General features: G+C 42.3%; 20 protein-coding genes. 4 read left to right on the top strand and 16 right to left on the bottom strand.

What is annotated here, in order from left to right; all coding sequences use genetic code 11:
- Positions 1-41: 41 nt before the first annotated feature.
- On the top strand, positions 42-1,106 hold the full coding sequence (locus P2W82_RS02965) for a phosphotransferase enzyme family protein (RefSeq protein WP_336514346.1): 1,065 nt from the start codon (positions 42-44) through the stop codon (positions 1,104-1,106).
- On the opposite strand, the gene P2W82_RS02960 is transcribed toward P2W82_RS02965, so the two are convergent.
- The 5 genes from P2W82_RS02960 to P2W82_RS02940 form a co-directional block, all read right to left on the bottom strand.
- Positions 1,078-2,523: a c-type cytochrome domain-containing protein gene (locus P2W82_RS02960; protein ID WP_336514345.1), complete on the bottom strand. Its 1,446-nt coding sequence runs from the start codon at positions 2,521-2,523 to the stop codon at positions 1,078-1,080. The genes P2W82_RS02965 and P2W82_RS02960 overlap by 29 nt on opposite strands.
- 21 nt (positions 2,524-2,544) lie before the next feature.
- Positions 2,545-3,468, bottom strand: a complete 924-nt coding sequence (locus P2W82_RS02955) for a sugar phosphate isomerase/epimerase family protein (RefSeq protein WP_336514344.1) — start codon at positions 3,466-3,468, stop codon at positions 2,545-2,547.
- A gap of 45 nt (positions 3,469-3,513) precedes the next feature.
- A complete protein-coding gene (locus P2W82_RS02950; protein WP_336514343.1) occupies positions 3,514-5,034 on the bottom strand; it encodes a DUF1501 domain-containing protein in 1,521 nt (506 codons plus the stop codon).
- Positions 5,035-5,038: 4 nt separating this feature from the next.
- Complete coding sequence (locus P2W82_RS02945; protein ID WP_336514342.1) at positions 5,039-7,792, bottom strand: DUF1553 domain-containing protein; 2,754 nt, start codon at positions 7,790-7,792, stop codon at positions 5,039-5,041.
- 85 nt (positions 7,793-7,877) lie between these two features.
- Entirely contained in the window at positions 7,878-8,186 is a 309-nt protein-coding gene (locus P2W82_RS02940; RefSeq protein WP_336514341.1) for a phosphoribosylpyrophosphate synthetase, read from the bottom strand.
- Positions 8,187-8,333: 147 nt separating this feature from the next.
- Between P2W82_RS02940 and P2W82_RS02935 the strand changes: the two genes are divergently transcribed.
- Positions 8,334-10,154: an ABC transporter ATP-binding protein gene (locus tag P2W82_RS02935; protein WP_336514340.1), complete on the top strand. Its 1,821-nt coding sequence runs from the start codon at positions 8,334-8,336 to the stop codon at positions 10,152-10,154.
- Positions 10,155-10,608: 454 nt separating this feature from the next.
- Here the strand turns inward: P2W82_RS02935 and P2W82_RS02930 are convergent, their stop codons facing one another.
- The 5 genes from P2W82_RS02930 to gyrA form a co-directional block, all read right to left on the bottom strand.
- On the bottom strand, positions 10,609-10,773 hold the full coding sequence (locus P2W82_RS02930) for a hypothetical protein (protein ID WP_336514339.1): 165 nt from the start codon (positions 10,771-10,773) through the stop codon (positions 10,609-10,611).
- 398 nt (positions 10,774-11,171) lie between these two features.
- Positions 11,172-12,980 carry an ABC transporter ATP-binding protein gene (locus tag P2W82_RS02925; protein ID WP_336514338.1) on the bottom strand — a complete coding sequence of 603 codons (1,809 nt, stop codon included), beginning with the start codon at positions 12,978-12,980 and terminating at the stop codon, positions 11,172-11,174.
- A 22-nt stretch (positions 12,981-13,002) separates the two neighbouring features.
- Positions 13,003-13,599, bottom strand: coding sequence for a hydrolase (locus P2W82_RS02920; RefSeq protein ID WP_336514337.1), 597 nt, complete (start codon positions 13,597-13,599; stop codon positions 13,003-13,005).
- Between the two features lie 78 nt (positions 13,600-13,677).
- The gene (locus P2W82_RS02915; RefSeq protein ID WP_336514336.1) at positions 13,678-14,949 is read right to left on the bottom strand and encodes a tetratricopeptide repeat protein; all 1,272 of its coding nucleotides are present in this window, start codon (positions 14,947-14,949) and stop codon (positions 13,678-13,680) included.
- A 23-nt stretch (positions 14,950-14,972) separates the two neighbouring features.
- Complete coding sequence (gene gyrA, locus P2W82_RS02910) at positions 14,973-17,600, bottom strand: DNA gyrase subunit A (protein WP_336514335.1); 2,628 nt, start codon at positions 17,598-17,600, stop codon at positions 14,973-14,975.
- Between the two features lie 300 nt (positions 17,601-17,900).
- Here gyrA and P2W82_RS02905 point away from each other — a divergent pair, with 300 nt between their 5' ends.
- Positions 17,901-19,472 (top strand): hypothetical protein, encoded by a 1,572-nt coding sequence (locus P2W82_RS02905; RefSeq protein ID WP_336514334.1) that lies wholly within the window; start codon positions 17,901-17,903, stop codon positions 19,470-19,472.
- 129 nt (positions 19,473-19,601) lie between these two features.
- A complete protein-coding gene (locus P2W82_RS02900) occupies positions 19,602-21,101 on the top strand; it encodes a saccharopine dehydrogenase C-terminal domain-containing protein (RefSeq protein WP_336514333.1) in 1,500 nt (499 codons plus the stop codon).
- 34 nt (positions 21,102-21,135) lie between these two features.
- Here P2W82_RS02900 and P2W82_RS02895 read toward each other — a convergent pair whose 3' ends face one another.
- From P2W82_RS02895 to pdhA, 6 genes are all read right to left on the bottom strand, one after another.
- Positions 21,136-21,822: an SIR2 family NAD-dependent protein deacylase gene (locus P2W82_RS02895; RefSeq protein ID WP_336514332.1), complete on the bottom strand. Its 687-nt coding sequence runs from the start codon at positions 21,820-21,822 to the stop codon at positions 21,136-21,138.
- Positions 21,823-21,837: 15 nt separating this feature from the next.
- Positions 21,838-22,248, bottom strand: coding sequence for an EVE domain-containing protein (locus P2W82_RS02890; protein ID WP_336514331.1), 411 nt, complete (start codon positions 22,246-22,248; stop codon positions 21,838-21,840).
- A gap of 113 nt (positions 22,249-22,361) precedes the next feature.
- Positions 22,362-23,081: a (Fe-S)-binding protein gene (locus tag P2W82_RS02885; RefSeq protein WP_336514330.1), complete on the bottom strand. Its 720-nt coding sequence runs from the start codon at positions 23,079-23,081 to the stop codon at positions 22,362-22,364.
- A gap of 34 nt (positions 23,082-23,115) precedes the next feature.
- Entirely contained in the window at positions 23,116-23,616 is a 501-nt protein-coding gene (ribH, locus tag P2W82_RS02880) for a 6,7-dimethyl-8-ribityllumazine synthase (RefSeq protein ID WP_336514329.1), read from the bottom strand.
- Between the two features lie 91 nt (positions 23,617-23,707).
- On the bottom strand, positions 23,708-24,385 hold the full coding sequence (locus tag P2W82_RS02875; RefSeq protein ID WP_336514328.1) for a tetratricopeptide repeat protein: 678 nt from the start codon (positions 24,383-24,385) through the stop codon (positions 23,708-23,710).
- 66 nt (positions 24,386-24,451) lie between these two features.
- Entirely contained in the window at positions 24,452-25,396 is a 945-nt protein-coding gene (gene pdhA / locus P2W82_RS02870; protein ID WP_419555698.1) for a pyruvate dehydrogenase (acetyl-transferring) E1 component subunit alpha, read from the bottom strand.
- Positions 25,397-25,549 lie beyond the last annotated feature (153 nt).

Genomic DNA, 25,549 nt, shown 5'->3' with positions numbered 1-25,549 from the left:
TTTCTGAAAGATCCGGATTTATAAAAGCAAAGGAAAAAATTATGATGCAGGAGGTATTACATTCCTTTGGTTTTGATCCGGAGCAATTTGAACTCAGCCCTTTAGGAAGCGGTTTAATTCACCAAACATGGCTGGTGAAAGCTGGTGGTGTTGGATCCTATGTTTTGCAGGAAGTCAACACCTCCGTTTTTAAAAAACCTGGAGATATTGCCGCAAATATGGACCTGCTGGAACAGCACTTACGCGAGTTTCATCCGGCGTATTTTTTACCGCTTCCTATAAAAACCCTGACCGGTAAGCCGTTTGTGCAGCTCAAAGGCGAAACGTTCAGGATGTTCCATTTTGTCCGGAATTCACACGCGTTCACACGATGTGAAACACCGCAACAGGCCTATGAAGCTGCACGTCAGTTCGGAAACTTTACCGCTGCTTTCAGTCACTTCAATGCAGAAAAACTTAATCTGACGATTCCTGGTTTTCATGATCTTTCACATCGATGGGCTCAGTTCCAGTATGCCATAAAAAACGGAAGTAAGGAAAGATTGAAAAAGAATCAGAACGATATTGATTTGTTTTCAAAAGGGTATTCAATTGTTGAAACTTTCGAATTGATCAAATCCGACAAAGACTTTAAACAGCACGTCATTCATCACGACACCAAAATCAGCAATATTCTTTTTGATGATATGGATAAAGGAATTTGTGTGATCGACCTTGATACAGTGATGCCTGGCTATTTTATCAGCGACCTCGGAGATATGATGAGAACGTATCTTTCGCCCGCTGATGAAGAAGAAAAAGATTTTAGCAAGATCTCCATACGCACGGAATATGTTGAAGCGATACTGAAGGGTTATCTCGAAAAAATGTCAGTTTGTCTTTCGGAAAAAGAGATTCGATATTGCTTTTATTCAGGTGAGTTTATGATTTACATGCAGGCATTGCGTTTCATGACTGATCATCTGAACAATGATCAATACTATGGAGCCAGGTATGAAAATCATAACCTGGTTCGGGCATTGAACCAAATCTGTCTGCTGGAACAATACAGGAAAATAAAGCCGGAATTTCAAAGCGTTATGGCTTCTTTTGGTTCTCCTTCTTAGGCAATTTATAAATTGTTGTGTCTGACGCCAAAATAGGAACCTGGTAACCACCGGTGTCGATACCGGCTTTTGGAAAGAGTAGCTGAGCATTTTGATAACTTGATGGAGTTACACCGGATTGAAAAAGAAATAGCTGTTTTAATGATCTGAGATCTTTAATACTTTCCAATCCTTTATAAGTTACCGGAGTTCCGACAAGATTCAGATACTCCAGATTCTGTAATGAATTCAATTTTGAAATTGTTGTGTCATTGACATCACTATACTGTAAATAAAGTTTGCGCAAAGCCTGGAGTTCTCCGATCTTTTGCACAGAGCTGTCTGAAATTTTTTTTCCACTCAGGTTAAGAAAAAGTACCTGGTCTTTCAGGTCACTCACTAAATGCAATATTGAATCTGAACTACCTCTTGTGTTTAAAAAACTTACTGACAGGTAGTTATTATTGGGATCGATTTTTTGAACAAGAACGCCGCTCTTTTTTAAGCTATCAAGTAGAGTGAGCCGTGCAGCAGCGACCTGTGTTTTTGGGATAATCAATTCTTCTTTTGGCGAAATCTGCCCGCTGGTTTGAAAGCCAAGAAGCATCGATTTGATACTGTCAGTTTGCGCATATTCCATCACCTTTTTGTTGAAATCAGCGCCGGTTTTTATCCACCAATGTAGCAGTTCCAGTTCATCAGGAGTTAATTGTTTTTTTTCTTTTGGCGGCATATGATCATCATCATTCAACGGTAGCAGGATTCGTTTAATCAGTTCGCTTTCTTCAGGTGAACCAGCCTTGATAACCAAACCATCTTTCCCTCCCTTCAAAATAAATTCTTCGCGGTCCAGTCGAAGTTTTCCTTTCTGTTTATCTGGACCATGACAGCTGACGCATTTCTTATTGATGATGCGCATCACAAGATCATCGTAAACTTTTGCTTCCTGTACATTGGTGATAGGGGTTTCCGAAACTTCTGCAACGTCAATTCCTATTGCCGTTTTTACTGATTCCGGCAGATTTTTCGTGAGAAAACCGGAACCGTGAGTAAGCGTTCCACCGAGGTGTCCGGTCACCACAATTGTTGCGAGTAGAAAAATACAAAGCCCTTTATAGATTGTACTGCTATATCGAAATCTGAAATTATCTTTTTTTAATACCCATGCACTTGCTGAAAAAAAGGCTGTGATGATGCCCATCCATTTATGCCTTGTCAGTATTTCAATATCATACTCACCTCCGGATGCAAGTAATAATCCGGTAATACACGAAATGATTGCTGTGATTGCTGAAAGGAAAAGTAGTGGAAGTATGGCTGATTGAAGGGCTCGGTACTTATTAATTCCTGAAATCAATTCAAACAAAATTGCCACCAGCAAAATGCCGATAGGCAGATGGACTATAAGCGGATGAAAACCTCCGAAGAATGCACTCATAACTGATGGGTTGCTTTGGAATCAGGATGCATATCTTTTTCTTAGCAAGTGCATCATGTATGCATTGATCTCCCATTGGGCACCAAGCGGTTGTCGCGTATACGGGAGCGTTGGCATATAATCCGGCGGACCAAATTCCGTGAGTATCGTCATGAGTTTGCCTTCTTTCTTTTTACGCTCGATCACTTTATCCCACCAGCTGAAATGCGCATTTACAGCATTCAGCCATTCGGGTGCACGTGGATCATTTACCTGAGGACCTTCAGGATGACCAATGCGGGCGTGAATATGTTCCACACGAGGCAGAACAATATCCATAGTTTCTGCCTGGTCAGCCAAAAGACTTTCATGAACATTGCACCAGTGGGAAACGTCGAAGGTTAAACGAAGTTCTTTAATCTTCTCAGCGAAATTTCGTGTAATGTGTGCAGCAAACATGGCTCGGCTGCGATGAGTTTCATGATATATCGGAACTCCGGTTTCGGTATTTGCTTTTGTTGTGATATCAACCAGCTGTTTATTCTGATCAAAACTAAAATAATCACGACCGGAATGACAGTTAATATACACCGGTTTCATGGCAGTTGCTGCTTTTATCGCAGCAGAAAATTGTTCCTCGTGTTTCTGAAAAGCAGAATCACTGCCACCGGCAAGAAGTCCCAGCAAAAGTCCGTTGGCTTCAACAATTTGTTTGAGCTCAGTTCTTACTTTTTCTTCACCGGGTACCCACACTTCAATGCCATCATAACCTTCTTTTTTTGCTTTCTTGCAAAAGCTGTCAGTATCTCCTGCAAAGCCCCAATTCGTAGCCATAATTTTCAGTTCAAATCCAGGTCTTTGATCCTCATATCGAATTGGAGACGAAAAACTTTCGAGTTGATGTAAGGCCAGCGATGAACTCACAAGACCTGCACCTTTGATGAATTTTCTTCTTGAAAAAGGCATGCAATAAATTGAATTAAAAATGGGTTGAAAAAGAATTGAATTAATCTATGCAACTATTTCCTGTATCACGTTCCCGGCAACATCAGTAAGCCGGAATGGTCGGCCCTGGAATTCATAAGTCAGTTTTTCGTGATCAAAACCCAATTGATTTAAAATAGTCGCCTGTATATCGTATACCGAAACTTTTCCATCTACAACATTATAACCGATAGGATCTGTCTCGCCGAAGCTGATGCCTTTCTTTATTCCACCACCTGCCATCCACATAGAGAAAGCATCTGCATGGTGATCACGACCTTTGAATGGATTCTGTTTGCCTTCGCGGTTTTCCTGCATAGGTGTGCGACCGAATTCACCACCCCAGACAACAAGTGTTTCGTCCAGCAAACCACGTTGTTTTAAATCCAGGATGAGAGCCGTCATTGCCTTATCTACAGATCTGCACTTGTTGATGAAGCCTACATCAATAGCACCATCTTCACTCGTACCATGCATATCCCATCCCCAATCAAAAAGCTGAACAAAACGAACTCCTTTTTCAACGAGCTTTCTTGCAAGCAGGATATTATTCGCAAATGAAGCTTTTCCTGGTTTTGTACCATACATATCGTGAATATACTGTGGCTCATCATTGATATTCATAATTTCCGGTACGGCGATCTGCATGTTATACGCCATCTCGTACTGCGAAATCCTCGACAGAATTTCAGGGTCACCGAATTCTTCGTATGCTAGCTTGTTTACCTCATTAATTGCATCGATCGAGGCACCACGCAATTCACGATCCATTCCTGCAGGATCTTTAATAAATAATACCGGTTCACCAACAGACCTGCATTGAACTCCCTGATAAACAGAAGGTAAAAATCCACTTCCCCATACACTTTTGCCAGCATCCGGATTGTTTCCACCAGACGTGAGTACAACGAAACCCGGAAGATTTGCATTCTCAGATCCCAAACCATAAGTCACCCAGGACCCCATACTTGGCCTGCCAAGTCTCGGGCTTCCGCTATGCATCATAAGCTGTGCGGGCGCATGATTAAATTGATCAGTAGTTACGCCTTTCAAAATACTCACCTCGTCAACAACACTACGGAAATGCGGAAGATTATCTGATAACCAGATGCCACTTTCACCATACTGTTTGAATGCAGATTGTGGTCCTAACATTTTGGGAACACCACGGATGAATGCAAATTTTTTTCCTTCAAGAAATGATTCCGGACAATCTTTTCCGTCGAGTTTATGGAGATCAGGTTTGTAATCGAACAACTCCAGTTGCGATGGCGCACCAGCCATATGCAGGAAAATAACTGACTTCGCTTTTCCCGTGAAATGTGGCGAACGAGGAATCATCGGATGCGCGGGGTCAAACATGGGTGGTGCGGATATAACATCTTTTTTCGAACCCAACCAATCGCATCCTGCAAGAAATGAACCCAGTGCCATCATGCCGATGCCCGTGCGACTTTCTTTCAGAAAATGACGCCTTGTAACATTGCGAAGTGCATGCTCGCTTGCCTGTTTTAACCATCGTTGTTGTTTATCTTCTGTTCTTCCCATGGGATCAGTTTTTTGTAATCACTTCATCGAGATTCAACATCGCATTAGTGACAACCACCATTGCTGCAGTCACAGGTTCATTGAACTCATTTTGAATTCCAATCATTTCACAGGTACTGACGCTGTCTGCTTTGAATTTAATATATGAAGTGTTGTACAATCGTTCAAGTATCAGGTATCGGTTTGAAGGAATCGGCTTTCCTGCAATTTTTTCGTAACCGGCTGATATCATTTTCTTCACATCATCTTTATATTCTTTTCGAAGATCACACGCAAGGTGTCGGGACGCTTCAACATAAACAGAATCATTCAACGTTGTCAACGCCTGTAACGGGGTATTTGTGCGTACTCTTCTTGCAGTACAAACTTCGCGTGCAGCTCCGTCAAAGCTGATCATAGAAGGATAGGGAGCCGTTCTTTTCCAATATGTGTACAATGCGCGCCTGTATTGGTCTTCACCATAACTTTTTATCCATAAACGACCATTATAAGGAGATAGCCAGATACCTCCGGGCTGATAAGGCATCACACTTTTCCCATACATTTTTTTACTCAATAGACCTGACACCTCCAGCGCCTGGTCGCGAATCTGTTCCGCACTCAAGCGCACTCTCGGCCCACGCGCATACCATTTATTAAACTGATCTTGTTGAAGCAATTCTTTACTCACTCTGGAATCCTGGCGATAAGTGGCAGACATCACCATTTCCTTCACCAGTTTTTTTACACTCCAGTTATATTCGTGTACAAATTGCCAGGAGAGATGATCCAATAATTCGCGGTGCGTTGGAGGAATTCCCTGCGTACCCATGTCTTCAAGTGTTTCTACAAGGCCCTGTCCGAAAATCTGCTCCCATAACCTGTTCACCATCGTTCGTGCGGTTAATGGATTTTTTGGATCGGTGATCCACGCAGCAAGCCCCAACCTGTTGGCTGGCGCATTTTCGGGCAGTGGTGTCAGTGAGCCTGGTACGCCGGGAGTAACTTCGTCACCGGAAACCATCCAGTTTCCTCGTACAAATACATGTTGCTTTCGTTTGAGATAATCCGGGTTATCCAGCATCACGGGGGTAATCTCAACATTTGGTGAACGAAGCAAACTATCATACCACGAACTGGCTGAATCAAAACCTGGTTTATCCTTCCCAGGGAATGGATTCGTGAAATAAAACCAATCGAATTGCAAACCGTTATCAATTTCTTTTTTGAGTTCTTTGCTGTAATATTTCAGATAAACATCATGAATACCCGAAGTTGGAGTAATTGCAGAATTTAGAAAATCCCAACCTTTATTGGCTTTCGGGATCTTGATTTTTGCGATTTCAGTACCATTCAAACTGTCGAGGCAGAGCGTAAGTTCACCATCTTTGGGCCATGCCATGTACCGGATTAACATCTGGTTTTTGTTGGTGAGATCAATATGATTCAAGCGTGCTGATGAAGTTTTCCTCATTAAGAGCCACTTGGTATCTGAAAGCTCACTGTTGACAAACTGATCAGCTGTAAGCCCGTTAATTGCAGGTTGCCATGTTTTTAAAAACCATGTTATCTCATTGGCATCTTCACTGGAAAGATTGCTGGTTGACCAACTTTTCAGTTTCTCAAAAACGGTACTGTCCTTTTTCTTGTACTCATGAAACAACGGATAATCAGCATAGGTATCCTCATCTCGTGAATTATTAAAGTAAGCCATGAACTTGTAATACTCATCATGCTTAAATGGATCGTAAGGATGACTATGACATTGCACGCATGCAAACGTGGAACCCATTAATACTTCCCAGGTGGTATTCACACGATCAATAATAGCTGCGATACGGAATTCTTCGTTGTCTGTTCCACCTTCATCATTGGTCATACTGTTCCGATGAAAAGCAGTAGCAAGAATTTGTTCGTCGGTTGCGTTTGGCAATAGATCGCCAGCTAATTGTTCAGTGAGAAATTGATTATAGGGTTTGTCTTCGTTAAAAGCTTTAATCAGCCAGTCGCGGTAGCGCCAGATGGAACGACTATCATCACGTTCATAACCTTTGGTATCAGCATAACGGGAAAGATCGAGCCACATAGCCGTCCATCGTTCACCATATTGTGGTAATGCAAGCAAAGTGTCAACAAGCCTTTCATACGCTTCTGATGAAGTATCACCAAGAAACTGATCAGCTATTTTTTTGGGTGCAGGCAATCCGGTCAGATCTAAAGAAACTCGGCGCAATAGTGTTCTCTTATCTGCCTCTGCGGTTGGCTTCAGTTTATTTTCTTCAAGCTTTTGTCGAATGAAGGCATCAATATCATTTTTAACCCATGGATCTTTTTTCGAGATCAATCCAAAAAATGATTCCTGCTCCGGCACTTTCTGCTGCTGAACGGGAACGTATGCCCAGTGATCGCCCCATTTTGCTCCTTCTTTAATCCACCTTCTCAGCAAATTGATCTCATGCTCAGACAAAGGCTCCTTATGATAGGGCATTCTTTCATCATCATCCTTTAATGTCAACCTTCGTATCATTTCACTCGCATCGGGATCGCCTGGTACAATCGCCCGTTTTCCAGACTCTGTAGTATCCAGTGCTTCATCTCTGAAGAGCAATGAGAAGCCGCCTTTCTTTTTCACACCGCCATGGCACGTAATACATTTTTTATTCAGGATTGGTTTGATATCCGTATTATAACTTACTGCAGGCGCTGAAAGCAGGAAGGAAAATGCTGCAATAGCAATAACGATGACCAGGGGAATTAACCAGTATTTTCTCTTTAGCACGGCAATCTTTTCTGTACAGTAAATTTAATTTATTGTAAACGAACCTCTAAATATGAGACGTTAAACCTTGGCGTTTTAAAAAGGTTTATTGTTTCTGAACGGATAATTTTCTCAACAGCTCATCAGATATATCCGCTGCACTTACACCATATCCATTGACCAGCAATCCTTTCATTTTTCCATCGTGTGACTCAACAGTATAAACAACTGATTCATCAGCAGGATCGGAGTTGCCTTCAAAACGATGGTAATCTGTTATTTCAAATTGTTCAGGATTCAGACAGATGCCGTTCTGCACGCATTCTATCTTGTCGAAAGCGATATTAAAGTCCAGGCTGTAGCCGTCATTTTTCAAACCGGCGATTGCCTCACTCAAAGTGTCGTATGCCTTCATTATTGAATCTGTTTAAAATCAGGTAATCGATAAAGTAATAATACAGTAAGTTACGTCATGTACTAATTGAAGGGGTGGAATCATTACATTTTCATGATTATATAAACCCGATTTTGGCGGATATTTGCGAACTTATTTACATAGTATATGGCTCGAAGGGGAAGAAGCGATGCTCCGGAAGTAGAAACGGATAAAAAGATAAAGCTCAACAAAGAGAGCTGGAAGGAAGCATTGTTGGTTTTTAAATATGTGAAACCTTACCAGAATAAATTTATACTGGGTTTGGTTGTCATTCTGCTTAGCAGCCTTACAACGCTCGCGCTGCCTTATTTTTTCAAATTTCTTATCGATAGCGCAGAAGCATTAAAACAGGGAAAAGAGGCTACGAGTCCGGGTTTGATTGCAGCTGCGATGTTCGGAATTCTGCTTATTCAAATGGGTTTGTCTTATTCGAGAGTTAACCTGTTTACAATAGTCGGAGAAAATGCATTGATGGATCTTCGCTCTGATGTTTATAAGCGCATTATCCAATTACCAATGGATTTTTTCGCACAACGGAGAGTAGGTGAATTATCAAGCAGGATAACAGCAGATCTCTCACAGATCCAGGATGCTGTGACTTTCATGCTGGCGGAAATTCTCAGAGGGATTCTTACACTGATTGTAGGCATTGGACTGATTTTGTTCCTTTCTCCGAAACTAACGCTGATTATGTTGTCGGTCGTACCGGTTCTTGTGGTGACAGCGGTCCTTTTTGGCAAATACATACGGAAGATTTCAAGAAAAGCGCAGGATCAGCTGGCTGACTCTAATATAATAGTACAGGAAACACTTTCCGGTATAAGTAATGTGAAAGCCTTTTCCAATGAATGGTTTGAAACCAGCAGGTACACCAAAAGCCTGAGATCCGTCGTTGACCTGGCAATTCGAAACGGCAGGGCCCGTGGTCTTTTTATTTCATTCATGCTTTTCAGTTTATTTGGCGCAATCATCCTGGTAGTGTGGTTTGGTGTTGGGTTGATGCAGAAAGGAGAACTCAGTTTTGGCGATCTGACCGCATTCGTAGTATATACTTCTTTTGTCGGGGGCAGTATGGCTGGTTTTGCGGATCTGTACAGCAATCTCCAGAAAAGTTTGGGTGCGACACAACGTGTGAGGGAGCTTTTAAGAGAAGATATAGAAAAGGTGAATATTGTTGAGGAACAGGTTGATCAGAAAAACATAGTGAATGGCCATGTTGAATTCAGGAATGTTGCATTTGCCTATCCGTCGAGATCCGAAGTTCAGGTATTGAAAAACGTTTCCCTGACTGTTCAACCTGGTCAGCAGGTTGCGCTGGTTGGACCTAGTGGCGCTGGAAAATCGACGATTGCTTCATTGCTGCTGCGGTTTTATGAGCCGGATAAGGGTCAGATTTTGTTTGATGGCCGTTCGTCGGATGATATTCCTATTTCTCAGCTCAGGCTCCAAATGGCTGTGGTTCCCCAGGATGTTATGCTTTTTGGAGGAACAATAAGGGAAAACATCGCTTATGGAAAACCGGATGCAACAAACGAGGAAATTACGGAAGCGGCACGAAAAGCATATGCAGATGAATTCATCAATAGTTTCCCCGAAAAGTATGAGACGATTGTAGGCGAGAGGGGCATAAAACTGTCCGGGGGACAACGCCAACGAATTGCGATCGCCCGGGCAATCCTCAAAGATCCTGCGATTTTGATATTAGACGAAGCCACCAGTTCATTGGATTCCGCCTCGGAATTCCAGGTTCAGGCAGCGCTTGAAAACCTCATGCAAAACAGGACGAGTTTCGTCATAGCGCATAGGTTGTCAACTATCCGCAATGCGGATCAGATTGTTGTACTTGATAAAGGCTTAGTTCGCGAAACCGGCACACACGAGGAACTTATGCAGCTCGACGACGGGCTTTATAAAAATCTCAGTCACTTTCAGCTGGAACTGGATTAGACCTGGCAGGTCTAATAAACCTGGGAGGTCTAAGACATCCCAGGTTAGATTCTGGAAAGAAAATTTCTCTTAGAATAAAAATTCCAGTTCAGTTTCACAGAATATTGGCAATCAGATTTCTATCCAATGAATCTGAAGTGAAATTGATTCTTCACAAGCACAGACAGTGGAAATTCTGCTTTATAATTTACCTATAATTTATATTATGTTAAATAGCCTCACGGTCAAGCATTTATAAAAAACTGGCTAAGCTTCTATTCAACAGCCGAATACAGTAGATTAGCTGAAAAAATTATGGATGAATTACTGAGTAATCTGGAAAATCAACTTGAGGGCGCAGAAAATTACAAACAGCTAATCTCCGACAGAATCTGCGAACTTGTCCCGGATGTTGCGCCCTATAAAAAGGGTTTGGAGTTTGTAAAGGCTGAAAATGGAATGTACGCCCTCGATCCTAATTGCCTTCCTCCGGAACTTTTTCAAAAAGTGATGCAGGCACTTGACTAACAAAAAGCTTGTCCGTTTTTATATCGTAACAAACAGTTTTTACTGTCTTTTCTTCCTCGCCTTGCGGCGTACCCAGTAAAACAGTTTTTTCTAAAGGCTTTCCGCTTTCCATACTTATGGCTTTTAAAAAAAACATAAGCCATAAGTACCACAGTGGCCGGAGCTAAGTAACATAATATACCCTTATAATCTCGGGTCTAATACGTTACCCCTTCCCGTCAGATCAAAATATTGTAGTGCTGTCGAACAAATTTTGATCTGACGGGAAGGGGTAAACGAAGGAAAAAGGTAGCTCGCTTATAAGGTCGATTTTATGTTAAACAGGCGCTTCGCTTAGATTCAGAAAATATTTCCCTACGCTCCTGAAGAAAGTCAGACTGATGCAACAGACTCTGCAGGTGCAGGAAAAAATACTCTTAAACATTCAAAAAGCGGTTGAAGATGTGAATCATAATATTCAACTGAGGATCTCAGATTCTACGACTCACAAAGCGAAATAGCTTTGAGTAGTTATTTAATCATTTCCTGGTGGCGCCACAATTCCTTGAAGGCATCGCTTCCCGACATCAGTTCCTGCAGCGATCCCCGTGCAATTACTTCACCATGCTGCATTACATAAATGGTATCAAAAAAGCGCAGCAAATGAAGACGATGTAGTGCTGACACAACCACCTTATCCTTTGCAGCCGCAAAAAGCGCCTCATAAATATGCAATTCCGTTTTTGGATCAACGCTACTGGTTGGTTCATCCAGCAAAATGATATCACTATCTTTTGCTGCAAACCAACCGCGCGCCAATGCCAGCCGCTGTTTCTGCCCGCCAGATAAATTGACTCCCTTTTCCACGATATTGCTTTGTAATCCCTTCGGCAATTGCCGGATGACATCTTTGAAGTGTACTAACTCTGTGATATGATCAATTTCAGCAGCCTCATAGGGTAATCCAAGCGTAATATTATACTCGATTGTATTTTCAAATATCTCAGGTTCCTGTGGAAACAATGTTACATGTTCTGCAATGAGCGATAATCCTTCTTTTTGCACCTCCCCATCTACAGTAACAATTACACCAGGTTCCGGTGAATATAAGCCTCGCAGAATAGCCAGCAGCGTGCTCTTCCCGCTACCACTTTCACCTATCAAGGCAATTTTCTTCCCGCGTTCAAGATCGAGTTTTATGTTCTTTAAACCAGCCATCATGAAATTATCTTTCCCGTTTCCGGAAATCTCCCGATGTTTTTCATGTATAAAATTCAGATGATCGATTTCTATTTTCTGCCATGTTTCAGGCAACGGACCCGGTCGTTCAGGTAAATGATGTCGGGCATAAGCATCAGGAATAATCATGGCTGTTCGTACATCAGTTGCATACCTCACAACATCCGTGTACAAATAAGCCATATTATGAAATACGCTGGTAAATCTTTCAACATAACCAGTAAGTGTGACCAGTCCTCCCAATAAAAAAGTTTGTCCAGGGGTATAATTCTGCCATACATAACCAACAAGAATCACAGCATAAATTACTCCTACCAGCATATCAGTTACAAACCATTTCCATTCATTGATCAGCGTATTCTTTTTAAATGCAGGAAAGATATGTTGTACCCGAACGAGCAGTGTTTTTTCAAGCCTGTCCTGCAATCGTAAAGTGATAACTGTAATTACATTGGAAAGACTATCAAACAATGTTGACGAAACCACATGTTCTCCTTCATTTACCTGGTCAAGCGTTTTTATATATGGTCTGTCGAAAAGCAGGATGATCCAAACGACAATCGAACCGAGCAAAACAGCAACTCCCCCAAACAGTGGGGAAAAATAAAGCATCGCTGCAAATGAAAAGATGAATTTGAACAGCGTGTGCAGGTACTCAAATCCCCTGTCAAAAAAATTACGCAAAGCTTCGTGTGCCTTGCGAACACGATTGATGGTGGACCCGGAATGATGATCCTGGTGCCACTTTACAGGCAAACGAAGTGATTTATGGTAAAGCTCCTGCAGAAAGTTTCTGCCGATATTAAATGCCAGTTTTCTTTCAACTATCCGCGATGGGCCATGAAAAACCCAATCAAAAAATTTCACCGCGAGATATAAGCCAGCATATATCCAGGCATGTTTCAGAACATCAGCTCCGTTAAGTTGTATGTCATTGATGAATATGCCCCATATCACCGGGTATAAGGAGGATACTACATTGCTGAGCATGAAAAAAATATAGATCAGCACGTATTTTCTGCGATCGGCACGGGCATATTTCCATGCTGTCTTAAGCAGGAAAAAATAAGGATTCTCCTGAGTTTTTACCGTGTTTTCCATCTGCAGAAATTAAATTCAAACACTATGCTGTCTGGTGCGCAATAATAAACCGAACCAGGTCTTCGACTGTAATACCTGCCCGGCTTGCAGCGTCCCGGATATCATCACGGGAAACATTCGCAGCAAAAGATTTTTCTTTCAGTCGCTTCAACACGCCCTTCATTTCCATCCCCAGGTACCCTTCAGGTCTCATTAATGAATAGGCGTGTATTAGCCCTGATAACTCGTCGAAAGCATAGAGCATCTGGTCCATCCGGCTTACAGGTTCAACCCCAAAATGTGCAGGTCCATGTGAAGCGATTGCCCGTATGATCTCCGGATCGACGTTTCTTGATTCAAGTTCTTCGATAATCTTTTTACAGTGCTGTTCGGGCCATTGATCCCAATCGGCGTCGTGCAGCAGTCCGGCCATTTCCCATTTCCAGCTTTCAGCTTCATCGAGTCCTTCCTTCTCTTTCGCCCAGCAATTCATAAGATTTCCCACCTGTCTTACGTGCAGCCGTAGACGCTCATTTTTTATCCAGTCATCCAGTAATGCAATGACTTCCATACGGGTCATGACATTACCCGCATTTTCCTTCTTTCCGAATTCTGTTCTTCCAAGGTTGAGTTCTGACATGATATACTTATTGCTGAAATTACAAAAGGGAAAGCAGATCACTTTCCCTTTTGAATTATCTAATTATTTATGATTGTATTAGCCGTGTGCTTTGTCAGCTTCATCATATTTCTTCTGATAGAAATCGGCTTTTGTTTTGTCTTTTTTCTTTTCATAACTGTATGTCAGCAAACTACAGGCAGATTTGAAATTTGACCTTTCGCTCGTTTTCAGTTTACCCTGGGAATCATATGCGTTGAACACTTTTTCCAGTTGTGGAATTGCTTTATCAGCAACAGTTGCAATTTCAGCATTCAGATCGGCTTTCTTTTTCACATCTTCAGGTTTTGCACCTTTGATTTTACTTGCTTCTTCCTCCATGTAAAGCATCTGGTTATAATAGTGCTTTCCAAGAGAGAGCCGCGCTTCAGTCGCATCAGGCTTCAGTTCAATTGCTTTGGTGTACAACGATTCAATTTTCTTTGATTTCTCATTGTAATCAGCCGGCCTTTTTGCTGCATCCGTTACGTGAGTTTCATTGAAAAGTGTTGACGCATAGTCCAGGATAACATCATAATTATCGGGACTTGCAGCAAGTATCTCCTCGTATTTTTTATTCAGAGCAGCAGCATCTCCTTTTCCACGGATATAATCCAGCTCAAGCAATGGCAGGTAATCATCATTTGGATAAAGCTCACGACCCAACCCTATATATTTCATCATGTTTGCTTCATCTTTCTTATCATAATAGTGTTTGGCAAGATAGCGATATGAAGTAACCTGCTCTGGTGTTGCACCAACTTTTGCATCTGCGAGTTTTGCAAAATAAGTCAGCGCTTCGTCATCTTTTTTTGCATTCATTGCAGATAGTGCGCTGTAGTAAGTCAGTGTTGTATCAAGTTTATATAAACCCCAGCCCTGGCTGAAAATATAATCTCCAACAACTCCGGTACTTTTAAAGGTGTTGAGTGCCTGGTCGTATTTTTCTTCATTATATAAACCCGCCGCCTCGTCGAAGCCACTGGAATAGAGAGAGAATATAGGCTGATACTGATCTACGGTCATGTAGAGTTGCGCCTGGTTCTTATCTATTTCAATTGATTTCTTAAAGGCATCAAGTGCAACAGTTCGAGCATCCGGATTAGCTGCCCGTTCGGCGGGGTTTGCAGCGATTGCTGAATACACTTTGCCCTTTACATAATATGCTTCAGCGTTCTTCTGGTTTTTTGGAACTGCGAGAAACTTCTCAATATCAGTTTTTGCTTCTGTCAATTGATTTTTTGTGAGTGATTCCTTGATCTTTTTCAGATCCTGGGCATTCACGGAGAATCCTGCTATAATGAGTAATGATAAAAACAAGCCTTTCTTCATGGCAATGTATTTTAATTAAAAAGTTACTGTACTGTTGGTTCCGTATCACCTGACGGCTCAACAGAACCCTCTCCTGCCGACTGATCCGTCGGTTCTACCGAACCATTGACTGCCGATGCATCAGATAGTTTAACCGAACCATCGACTACTGATTCATCCGTTGGGTTTACGATCTGTTCTTCATCCAACTGGGTAATAGCTGCAATCTGATCTGTTTCATCAAGACGGATCAGTTTCACACCCTGTGTAGCCCTTCCCTGCTCACTGATACTGCCAACCGACATCCTGATCGTTACACCCGACATGCAGGTGATCATCAGATCTTCTTTTTCTGTTACATCCAAAATGCCTACCAGATTTCCGGTTTTACTGGTTACGCTGATGGTTTTAACACCTTTACCACCTCTGTTGGTAATCCGGTATTCTTCGATGGCCGTTCTTTTACCAAATCCTTTTTCGGAAACCACAAGTATTGTCCGGCTCTTGTCCTCTTTGTTTACGCAGATCAATCCGACAACTTCATCATCAGCATTATCAACTTCTATACCAGCTACTCCGATTGCGCCTCTTCCTGTTGACCTTACTTTTTCTTCGGGGAAGCGAATCGCCCGGCCGCTTTTTACGGCCAGCATTATTTCAGAATTTCCATCGGTTAGCCTGGCTTCGAGGAGTTGATCACCATCGAGGATTGTTATGGCATTAATTCCATTAGCACGGGGTCTGCTGAAATCTTCGAGGTCCGTTTTTTTGATGATACCTTTCTTGGTACAAAGTACGATATAATGTGAATTTACAAATGCTTCGTCCTCGAGCTTTTTTACATCTAATATCGCTCTTATCTTATCGTCAGAAGGCAACTGAATCAGGTTCTGTATCGCCCTGCCTTTACTTTGCTTATCGCCGTCCGGTATCTGGTAAACTTTTAACCAGAAACACCTGCCCTTTTCTGTGAAAAACAATAAAGTATGGTGGGTACTGGCTACGAAAAGATGTTCGATCCAATCCTCCTCCCTCGTCCGGCCACCAATACTGCCACGACCACCGCGTTTTTGTGCGCGGTATTCGTCTGCAGGTGTGCGTTTAATATAGCCAAGGTGAGAAACAGTAATTACAACATCTTCTTCTTTAATTAGATCAATTAAACTCACTTCATCATCGAGATAGGTGATCTCAGAACGACGGGTATCGCCGAACTTCTCTTTTACTTCCCTGAGCTCAGTTTTTATCACATCAAAACGCATGGCCTCATTGGCAAGTAACTCTTTCAGATGCGCTATGAGTTTCATTATCTGGTCGTACTCTTCTTTAATCTTATCCCGCTCCATGCCTGTAAGGCGCTGTAAACGAAGTTCAAGTACTGCTTTCGCCTGGATCTCTGACATTCCAAAACTGGTCATCAATCCCTGTTTTGCGGATTCCGGATTGGTCGAGTTGCGGATCAGTGCAATGACCTCATCCAGGTGATCAAGAGCGATGATATAACCTTCGAGTATATGGGCTTTTTTCTCAGCTTCCGAAAGTTCGAACCTGGTTCTTCGAACTACCACTTCATGCCTGAAATCGACGAATTCCGAAATCAGGTTTTTAAGGTTCAATGTTCGCGGACGGCCTTTCACCAACGCCACGTTATTGATTCCGTAGGACGTCTGCAAGTCCGTGTACTTATACAACTGATTGATAATTACTGCCGAGACTGCATCCCTTTTCAGATCAACAACGATTCGCGTACCTTCTTTTTCGGTGGATTCATTGTTTACATGAACAATGCCTTCAATTATTTTATCGTTCACCAGCTGTCCGATCCTGGCTGTCAGCACGTCCCGGCTCACCTGATACGGAACTTCAGTAATGATAATCGTTTCGCGACCACTGGCTTTGGTTTCGACATTTATTTTTCCCCTTAGCACTACCCTGCCCCTTCCGGTATGCATGGCCGCCTTTACACCTTCCATTCCATAGATGATTCCGCCACCGGGGAAGTCAGGTGCCTTTACATAATTCATCAGCTCATCAATGGTAATGTCGCGGTTATCGATATACGCTATACAACCATCAATTGCCTCAGAAAGGTTGTGAGGCATCATGTTCGTTGCCATACCTACCGCTATTCCGCTGCTTCCATTAACTAAAAGTTGGGGCACCCGGGTAGGCAATACCGTTGGCTCCTGGAGGGAATCATCAAAATTGAGTTGAAAATCAACTGTTTCTTTTTCGATATCCTGTAAAAGAAAAGCAGCCATTCTTTCCATACGCGCTTCCGTATACCTCATTGCCGCCGGTCCATCACCATCAGCCGAACCAAAGTTTCCCTGGCTGTCAACCAAAGGATAACGCATGTTCCATTCCTGGGCAAGACGAACAAGAGCATCATATACAGAACCATCACCATGCGGATGGTATTTACCCAGCACCTCCCCTACGATACGGGCACATTTCTTAAATGCTTTGTTGTAGTCAATACCCAGCTCGTTCATCGCATGCAGAATCCTGCGATGTACTGGTTTCAATCCGTCCCGTACATCAGGCAATGCACGTCCCACGATTACACTCATAGAGTAATCGATGTAGGAAGATTTCATCTGCTCCTCAATATTCACAGGTATTATTCTGTCATTGTCTCTGGTCTCTTCCGGCAATAATTGATCGTCCATAATTTTTTCGTTACGATGGTTGACTTTTCAGGTGTGCAAATTTACCTGAAAATGCCCGTAAAACACGGTGAGTCAGGAGCTTTTTGGCTCTATTTTATCCACTCTTGTGAATTTAAAACGGACACTCGTCGATTGAAAAAATCCATTGACAGAAATTCAATCGGCTAACCGGCATAAAAACAACATTTGTTCGTTTTATGAAAAGACACATCCGCACCCTATTTGTAAAGTTTTGCTAGAGACACCCCTGCTGATCAACTAATATTCAGGGAATTATCTTACATTTAAAGTCGGATGGAAATGGATCGATATTTACTGTTGAGAAGTAATGTTCAAACCGGGCCTCATACATTCGAGAACCTGGTGAAACTGGGTCTTAACTCTCAGGACCTGATATGGATTGACGGAAGGAGCAATTCATGGAGATATCCAACCGAAATGGATGAATTTAAAAAGTTTATCTCTTCAACATCAAACACGGACATCGGCTTTGACAAACCACCAATGTCAAGGACAAGGTTGCAGAACGATTATATCTTAATAAAAGGATTAACTGAAAAATCGGTTATAGGTAACCGTCATATACCGGAGCAGGAGTTATTCGAGTTTCCAACGCTAGCCAGATTTTTCATGGCTGAAAAATACCGTGAGATGCCTGCGCCTGTGGCGTTGATACAGGAAACGAAAATGCTTGAACCTTTGTTCAAAGCAGATGATGCGAATATTCCGAAATCAAAAGTCTGGGTCTCATATCCATCAACTGCAACTAAAAAAAGGGTTGTAGTAATAAGAAGTATAACCGAAAAGCAGAAGGAAGAAAAGAAAGCAGCTCCCGTAATCACAATTGCACGACCGGCAGCGGCTGTGCTTATTAAAGAAATCAAAGATAAAGAGGTCGCTGAACTGAAACCAGTGGTAACTACTCCGCCTGTTGTTATACGAATCGGTGAAACTTTTGCGCCGGTCGATGAAGTTCCTGTTTCACAGGCACACGAACCCGCGGGGATGGTTATCAAAAATGGTTTTGCTGCTATTCAGCATCGACCGGAAAGCTTCAGTTTTAGCCAGGAACCGGTTATTGAAAAAATTCATTTTGCAGGCAGTCGTTTCCGTAAGCCGTTTTCGTTTTCGCTTCAATCTCTTGCAGTGGCTGTTGCGCTGGCTTCATTAATGATGGTCGGTTTGCTGATCGCAAATTCAATTATCAATCCTGCATATGAATTGAAAACATTAAACAGCAATAGGTCAACGATTCCGGAAAAGGCTGAAAAAAATAATGCTGGTGCCGCCGTGTCTGCATCAACTGTACCTATAGCAGTTCCTGTGGCAGATCCTCCGCCTTTAACTCCCACTAACTTACAGGTTGAAAATAATGGGCCACCGGCAGCAGAGAATAAAACAACAGCTGAGGAAAAAAAAATCGTGGTTTCAAAAAAAACAAAAGATAAGAAACCGGTACCTGCTATGGTCGCACCGGTAATGGCTCCTACTGAAGAAATAATAACTGCAGACGAATCAGGTACAAAAAAAGAAGAAACAAATAACGAAGCTGTTGAGAAAGAAGGTTCAATAAAGAATATTGCACAACTGGTTCAGGTTAAAATGAGCGAATACAGAACCGGTTTATTTGGCGGAATAAAAGAATTTGACCTTGTTGTAAAGAACAATTCAAATTATCCACTGGACCACGTAACAGTGGAATTGACTTATATACAGGCCAATAAGAAAGTTTACAAAACTGAAACTGTTCAATTCGCATCTATCGCGCCGCAATCTCAAAAGTCAATTGAAATTCCCAAATCAGCACGTGGCGTAAAAGTTGAATCAATGATCAGGAGTATCGCTTCAGGCGAACTTAGTTATTCGAAATAAGTCACTCTCCGCGTATTTTTCCTTCGATTTCATTTCCCCCCACGTTAATCCACTACTGGTATTTTTTCATCAGGTATTAAAAAAGCATTCTTCCGTCTTTCCCTAACTTAGTGATCAGAAAGATTGGAAATGAAACATATTGTACTGTTCGGAGCGGGTAAATCGGCTACAGTTTTAATTGATTTTCTTTTAGGTCGTGCTGAAAGACACGATTTTCATTTACATGTGGTGGATGCAAACCTGGAACTGGCTGTCGCTAAGACCAGGGATAATGCTAATGCATCAGCATATGGAATTAACAGTGACGAAGAGAAGCAGATAGACAGCCTTGTGGAAATGGCGGACCTGGTGATTTCGCTATTACCTCCCCATTTGCATTTGTCGATTGCAAAAAAATGCATAGAGTTCAAAAAGCATTTCCTCAACGCTTCATATGCAACCCCGGAAATAAGGGAGTTGAATGTTGATGCAGAAAAACTCGGACTTATCTTTCTATGTGAAATGGGACTGGACCCCGGGATTGATCATATGAGCGCAATGTGGATGATCGACGGAATTCGCGCACGTGGAGGAAAAATCACCTCTTTTAAATCGCATTGCGGAGGACTTGTTGCGCCTGAAAGTGACGACAATCCCTGGCATTATAAAATCAGCTGGAACCCAAGAAATATTGTTTTCGCCGGAAAAGATGGCGCCTCGTTTCTGCAAAACGGTGTAGCTATCAGGGAGAATTATTACCAGCTATTCAGACCGGAAAGGCAGGTAAGCATTCCTGGTGCTGGTAACTGGAGTTGGTATCCGAATCGGGATTCACTTTCATATATATCGTTATACGGACTTGAAGGTATTCAGACATTTATCAGGACAACTTTAAGGCATCCGGACTTTGCCTTTGGCTGGAAGAACCTCATTGATTTGAAACTAACCGATGAAAAAATAATGTACGATACGGATGGCATGAGTTTATCTGCATTTTTTCAGATTCATTTCGACCGCAATGGTTTTTCCGAATGGCTGCAGGAAACATTGTCAAAGCGTTTCAATAATACCAAAGAACATCTCGAACACCTGATTCAAATGATTGAATCGGGGAAAAGTTTGTCGAATTCCGATACCGATTTACTGAAGGATTTTCTCGTTGTTGATGAGCTTGGAAAACTCCATGACATGAATATGGAAAAAGTAAAAAATTCAGCCACAACCAAGATGGTTTCAGAAATGAATGAGGCCAATCTTGCGCTGAAACAATTATTTTATCTCGGGCTGGATTCGCCGGAACTTATCAATCGCGGAACCTGCAGTGCAGCGGAAGTGCTATTGTACATACTTGAAAAAAGGCTGGCATTATCTCCGGATGACAAAGACATGATCATTATGCTCCATGAAATTGATTACGTGCAAGACGGCGCAAAGAAGTCGATGGCCAGTCATTTTATAGCAAAAGGAAAAGATGGATTATATACTGCGATGGCCAGAACCGTCGGGCTTCCACTGGGTATTGCGGCATTAAAAATACTTGACGGTACGATTTCCAAACCCGGCGTACAGATTCCCATTCATTCTGATATTTATTTGCCCGTGCTTGCGGAACTGGAGAAAGAAGGTATACGGTTTGTACACAATTTTTAAGCGGAACCGGGCGAACAATTGATAACGGAAAAAATTATTTGTGTAGCAAACTGATAAGATCTTTCACTCCTTCCGTAGCAGGTTTCTCTATAAAAACAGCATTGCCTGGGCTAACGATGTCGGGAATTTTTCTATCAATTACATAACGCGGAGTCTGCCTCGCAACATAGTGAATCAGGCCCGCTGCAGGATACACGAGCATAGAAGTGCCCACAATTACAAAAATATCTGCGGCGGAAGCGATCTCAGCAGCAGTTTCAATTAAGGGAACAGGTTCCTCGAACCAAACAATTGCTGGTCTTAGCTGGGCACCATCTTCAGCAAGATCACCTATTTTAATCTCATCCCGGACCGGGTACAAAAGTTGAGGATTTCTTTCACTGCGCATTTTAAAAATCTCACCATGCAAATGAATAATCTTAGTACTACCAGCGCGTTCGTGCAGATCATCGATATTCTGCGTTATTATGGTAACATCGAAATCATTTTCCAGCCCGGCAAGTCCAAAATGCGCAGCGTTAGGTTTTGCTTCACGTACATCCTTCCTTCGTTCGTTATAGAATTGAAGCACTAAAGAAGGATCTTTTCTCCAGGCTCGCGGTGTTGCAACGTCCTCAACTGCATAACCTTCCCATAGGCCGTCAGAATCGCGGAACGTTTTCAGTCCGCTTTCGGCACTGATTCCTGCACCTGTGAGCACAACGAGTTTTTTCTTTTCCATAAGACAAATCGAAAATTATTTCTCACCTGCCATTTTCATAATCGTCTTCCACTCATTATCAGTTACTGGTTGCGTGCTCAGACGACTGATGCGAATCAGGGCCATTTCTGCCAGCGATTTTTCAGCTTTTATCTGATCAAGGGATACTGGCTTCTTTAATGTTTTAACCGGCGCGATGTCAACGGCAACCCAGGCTTCATCAGTAGTTGTCGGATCCTGGTAGGCTTCCTTGATAATCTTCACAATACCGACAATCTCCAGCCCCTTATTGCTATGGTAGAAAAAACACTCATCACCTTTTTTCATTGCTCTCAAATGCAAACGTGCTGCATAATTTCTGATCCCGCTCCATACTGTTTTTTTATCTGCGAGCATCTGGTCCCATGAATATGCTGTCGGTTCTGATTTCAAAAGCCAATGAGCCATGTAGTTTTTGGTTTGTAGTTAACGGTTTATAGAGAGGCCCGAGACAAAAGTAAGGAGGCGGGAGAAATACAATCGCAGGAAATTGTCTTTAATAATTCGTCCTTCGGCCTACCCTAGTATCCGCTCGCCAATACATCTGCCAGATGCAATGATTTCACTTGAATATTTTTATTCTCAATTACTCCCTGAATGTGCATCAGACAACTAACATCTGTGGAGATTACATAACGAGCACCGGTAGCCGAGATATTACCTGCCTTTTGATCTCCCATTGCCAAAGAAATAGATTCAAATTTAACAGCAAAACTTCCACCAAAACCACAGCAGGTTTCAACATCGCTCATTTCTGTAAGTTGAAGCCGTTTCACGTGTTGCAATAGTTTTCGCGGCTCTGATTTAATACCATATTCACGAAGACCGGCGCAGGAATCATGATAAGTAGCTAACCCTTCGAAACTTGCTCCAAGATTTTCGACTTTTAAAATGTTGACGAGAAAATCACTGAGTTCATATACTTTTTTTGTGAGGCGCTGAATGTTCCAGGATAGTGCTGATGAGCTAAAGATTTCATTATAATAATTCCGGATAAACCCTGCACAGGATGCGCTTGGTGTCACAATAATTTCGCTATCGTTAAAATCCGAAAGAAATTTTTCACAGACAGCTCTTGACTCTGCTTTAAATCCGGCGTTGTACGCCGGCTGTCCGCAGCAGGTCTGGTTTGTGTTGTACCCCACGGTACACCCTGCTTTCTGCAGCACTTTCACCGTGTTGAATGCTATATCAGGATATAGCTGGTCCATAAAACAGGGTATAAAAAGAGATACCTTCATTTCGGTAGTTGATTTTTTACCAATCCAGCCAATACTATTTTCCGAATGACTCCACCAGCTCCATCATTGCTATCGCTGTAAGTGCTGCTTCCTCTCCCTTATGTCCGTGTTTACCACCGATTCTCTCCTTTGCCTGTTTATCATTCTCTACTGTCAGAACGCCAAATATTACTGGTACGGGCAAAATAAGATTCAACTGCGAAACTCCGTCTGTTACTGCTTTGCACACATAATCAAAATGCGGAGTATCGCCTCGGATCACGCAACCAAGTGTCACAAATGCTCCTGCTGCATCTTTTTTTCTACCGACTTCCTCATAATATTTTTTGACAGCGAAGGGAATCTCCACAGCACCCGGAACGGTGATCGACCTGAATGGTATTTTTTTCTCTTTCAGAACTTTTATACATCCCTTCTCCAGTTCGTCTACTATTTCAGGATTCCAGTTCGTTCTTACGATAATAACTGCGCGGGCTTTTTCCAGTTTTGATTTTCCTTTATCTGAAGTGAGCCTGCTATTCCCTTTTGATGCCATATAATCTATTAAAATTAACCAACCGTTAAAAATCAAAAAAGGCGAAAAGTGCCAACTCACCCCTCACCTTTTTCTTCTTAAATGTCTATGATTATTCGTTCACACCAAGACGGGCAAGATATTTGTCAACCAGGAATCCTTTTTCAGACTTTGGATATTTCTCTTTTATCTGCTTATACATTTCAGCGGCTTCCTTTGTTTTACCACTCAGTTCAGAAAGCAAACCTGCCCTGAAAAGATATTCAGACGACAAAGACTGGTCATATTCGAAAAGAGTACCCGCTTTCTTGTATGAAGAAATTGCTTCTTCACTTTTCTTCAATTCAGAATATGCATCACCCAGAAGGCCAGCAACTTTCGCTTCAACCTGTTTTGCTCCATTAGCGTTAAAGTCTTTCAGGTATTTAACAGCGTTGTTGAAATCGCCCAGCTGAAGATAACATTCACCTGCATACAATTTTGCCAGGTTGCCTGTTTTGGTACCATCGTATTTTTTGATCATTTTCAAAAATCCCGAAGTGCTTACATCGCCATTAAGAGCAAGTGAGAGTGAGTCTTTTCTGAAATAGGCTTCTGCTTTGAATATTTCCTCCTGCGCTTTCTCCTCTTTTGGCAGCTGAATGAAATATTTATAACCAAGGTAACCGCCTGCAAGAACGATGATCGCGCTACTAATGATCAGGACCAGTTTGCTGTTTTTCTCCCAGAATCCACGGGCACTGCGGACCAGTTCATCCTGTTCCGTATCCTGAACTTTTTTTTCTGACATCTTTAAGTTGAGTTTAAATGAAAAAAGTATAGCCGGAGACTATACGATGGTGTATATTAATTTTTATTAGTCTACAATGAAAGGATAATCTTCCTGTACGTAAACGTCTTTCAGCAGTTCGTTATCATCCGGCCATGGGCTTTCCTCAGCGAATTGTACTGATTCTTCCACTTCCAGCCGAACACGTTCAATGATCTTGTCAATTTCTTCTTCACTTACACCAAACTCGTTGAGTAATGTGGCCTTTGTAACTTCGATGGGATCCTTGCTCTTGTATTCTTCTACCTCTTCTTTGGTGCGGTATTTCTGAGGATCACTCATGGAATGTCCTTTGTAACGATAGGTTTTCATTTCCAGCAGTGTTGGTCCATCACCCGCACGTGCGCGCTTAACCGCTCTCGCCACAGCTTCGTGCACAGCTTCCGGACTCATGCCATCAACTGAATCGCCAGGCATATCATAAGCATCAGCCAGCTTATAAATATCAACAACATTTGAAGTACGGGCAACTGAGGTACCCATCGCATAGTTGTTGTTTTCGCAAATAAAGATCACCGGTAGTTTCCACAGCATCGCCATGTTGAAAGTTTCATGCAGCATACCCTGGCGTGCGGCTCCATCCCCGAAAAATGTAAGAGAGACATTATCAGTGCCTTTATATTTTTCAGCGAAAGCCAAACCTGCACCGGTTCCAATCTGAGCACCAACGATGCCATGACCTCCAAAGAAAGCTTCCTTAAGGCCGAAAAAGTGCATACTTCCACCTTTCCCTTTAGAGCATCCGGTCGCTTTTCCATATAATTCTGCCATACAGGCTTTGGCACTGATCCCTTTAGCAATGGCAAGACCATGATCACGATAAGCAGTAATAAACGGATCTTCAGGACGCGTCGCCGTCATACAACCTGCAGCCAGGGCTTCCTGGCCAATGTACAAGTGACAAAAACCCCTGATTTTCTGCATACCGTACAACTGTCCGGCCTTTTCTTCAAAACGACGTAACAAAAGCATCAGTTCATACCAGTAGAGATAAGTCTCTTTACTGAATTTCACCGTTGAAGTTTTTGTAGTACCCACAGATTTGATTTTGAGGGGCAAATATAGGATGAAAAAGGCAATCCTGCACAAGGATAAAATGCTGTCTGACATAAGAATTTCCACTAA

Source organism: Pollutibacter soli (genome assembly GCA_029269725.1).
GTDB lineage: Bacteria > Bacteroidota > Bacteroidia > Chitinophagales > Chitinophagaceae > Pollutibacter > Pollutibacter soli.
This window is presented reverse-complemented; position numbering and strand designations above follow the sequence as displayed.

Excerpts from the sequence above, each read along its gene's own strand:
- P2W82_RS02920 (WP_336514337.1), bottom strand. The coding sequence starts at position 13,599 with ATGTCAGAACTCAACCTTGGAAGAACAGAATTCGGAAAGAAGGAAAAT.
- P2W82_RS02960 (WP_336514345.1), bottom strand. The coding sequence starts at position 2,523 with ATGAGTGCATTCTTCGGAGGTTTTCATCCGCTTATAGTCCATCTGCCT.
- P2W82_RS02890 (WP_336514331.1), bottom strand. The coding sequence starts at position 22,248 with ATGGCTCATTGGCTTTTGAAATCAGAACCGACAGCATATTCATGGGAC.
- P2W82_RS02915 (WP_336514336.1), bottom strand. The coding sequence starts at position 14,949 with ATGAAGAAAGGCTTGTTTTTATCATTACTCATTATAGCAGGATTCTCC.
- P2W82_RS02875 (WP_336514328.1), bottom strand. The coding sequence starts at position 24,385 with ATGTCAGAAAAAAAAGTTCAGGATACGGAACAGGATGAACTGGTCCGC.
- P2W82_RS02900 (WP_336514333.1), top strand. The coding sequence starts at position 19,602 with ATGAAACATATTGTACTGTTCGGAGCGGGTAAATCGGCTACAGTTTTA.
- P2W82_RS02935 (WP_336514340.1), top strand. The coding sequence starts at position 8,334 with ATGGCTCGAAGGGGAAGAAGCGATGCTCCGGAAGTAGAAACGGATAAA.
- gyrA (WP_336514335.1), bottom strand. The coding sequence starts at position 17,600 with ATGGACGATCAATTATTGCCGGAAGAGACCAGAGACAATGACAGAATA.
- P2W82_RS02940 (WP_336514341.1), bottom strand. The coding sequence starts at position 8,186 with ATGAAGGCATACGACACTTTGAGTGAGGCAATCGCCGGTTTGAAAAAT.
- P2W82_RS02885 (WP_336514330.1), bottom strand. The coding sequence starts at position 23,081 with ATGAAGGTATCTCTTTTTATACCCTGTTTTATGGACCAGCTATATCCT.
- P2W82_RS02930 (WP_336514339.1), bottom strand. The coding sequence starts at position 10,773 with ATGGAAAGCGGAAAGCCTTTAGAAAAAACTGTTTTACTGGGTACGCCG.
- P2W82_RS02950 (WP_336514343.1), bottom strand. The coding sequence starts at position 5,034 with ATGGGAAGAACAGAAGATAAACAACAACGATGGTTAAAACAGGCAAGC.
- ribH (WP_336514329.1), bottom strand. The coding sequence starts at position 23,616 with ATGGCATCAAAAGGGAATAGCAGGCTCACTTCAGATAAAGGAAAATCA.
- P2W82_RS02895 (WP_336514332.1), bottom strand. The coding sequence starts at position 21,822 with ATGGAAAAGAAAAAACTCGTTGTGCTCACAGGTGCAGGAATCAGTGCC.
- P2W82_RS02905 (WP_336514334.1), top strand. The coding sequence starts at position 17,901 with ATGGATCGATATTTACTGTTGAGAAGTAATGTTCAAACCGGGCCTCAT.
- P2W82_RS02955 (WP_336514344.1), bottom strand. The coding sequence starts at position 3,468 with ATGCCTTTTTCAAGAAGAAAATTCATCAAAGGTGCAGGTCTTGTGAGT.
- P2W82_RS02925 (WP_336514338.1), bottom strand. The coding sequence starts at position 12,980 with ATGGAAAACACGGTAAAAACTCAGGAGAATCCTTATTTTTTCCTGCTT.
- P2W82_RS02965 (WP_336514346.1), top strand. The coding sequence starts at position 42 with ATGATGCAGGAGGTATTACATTCCTTTGGTTTTGATCCGGAGCAATTT.
- pdhA (WP_419555698.1), bottom strand. The coding sequence starts at position 25,396 with ATGCTTTTGTTACGTCGTTTTGAAGAAAAGGCCGGACAGTTGTACGGT.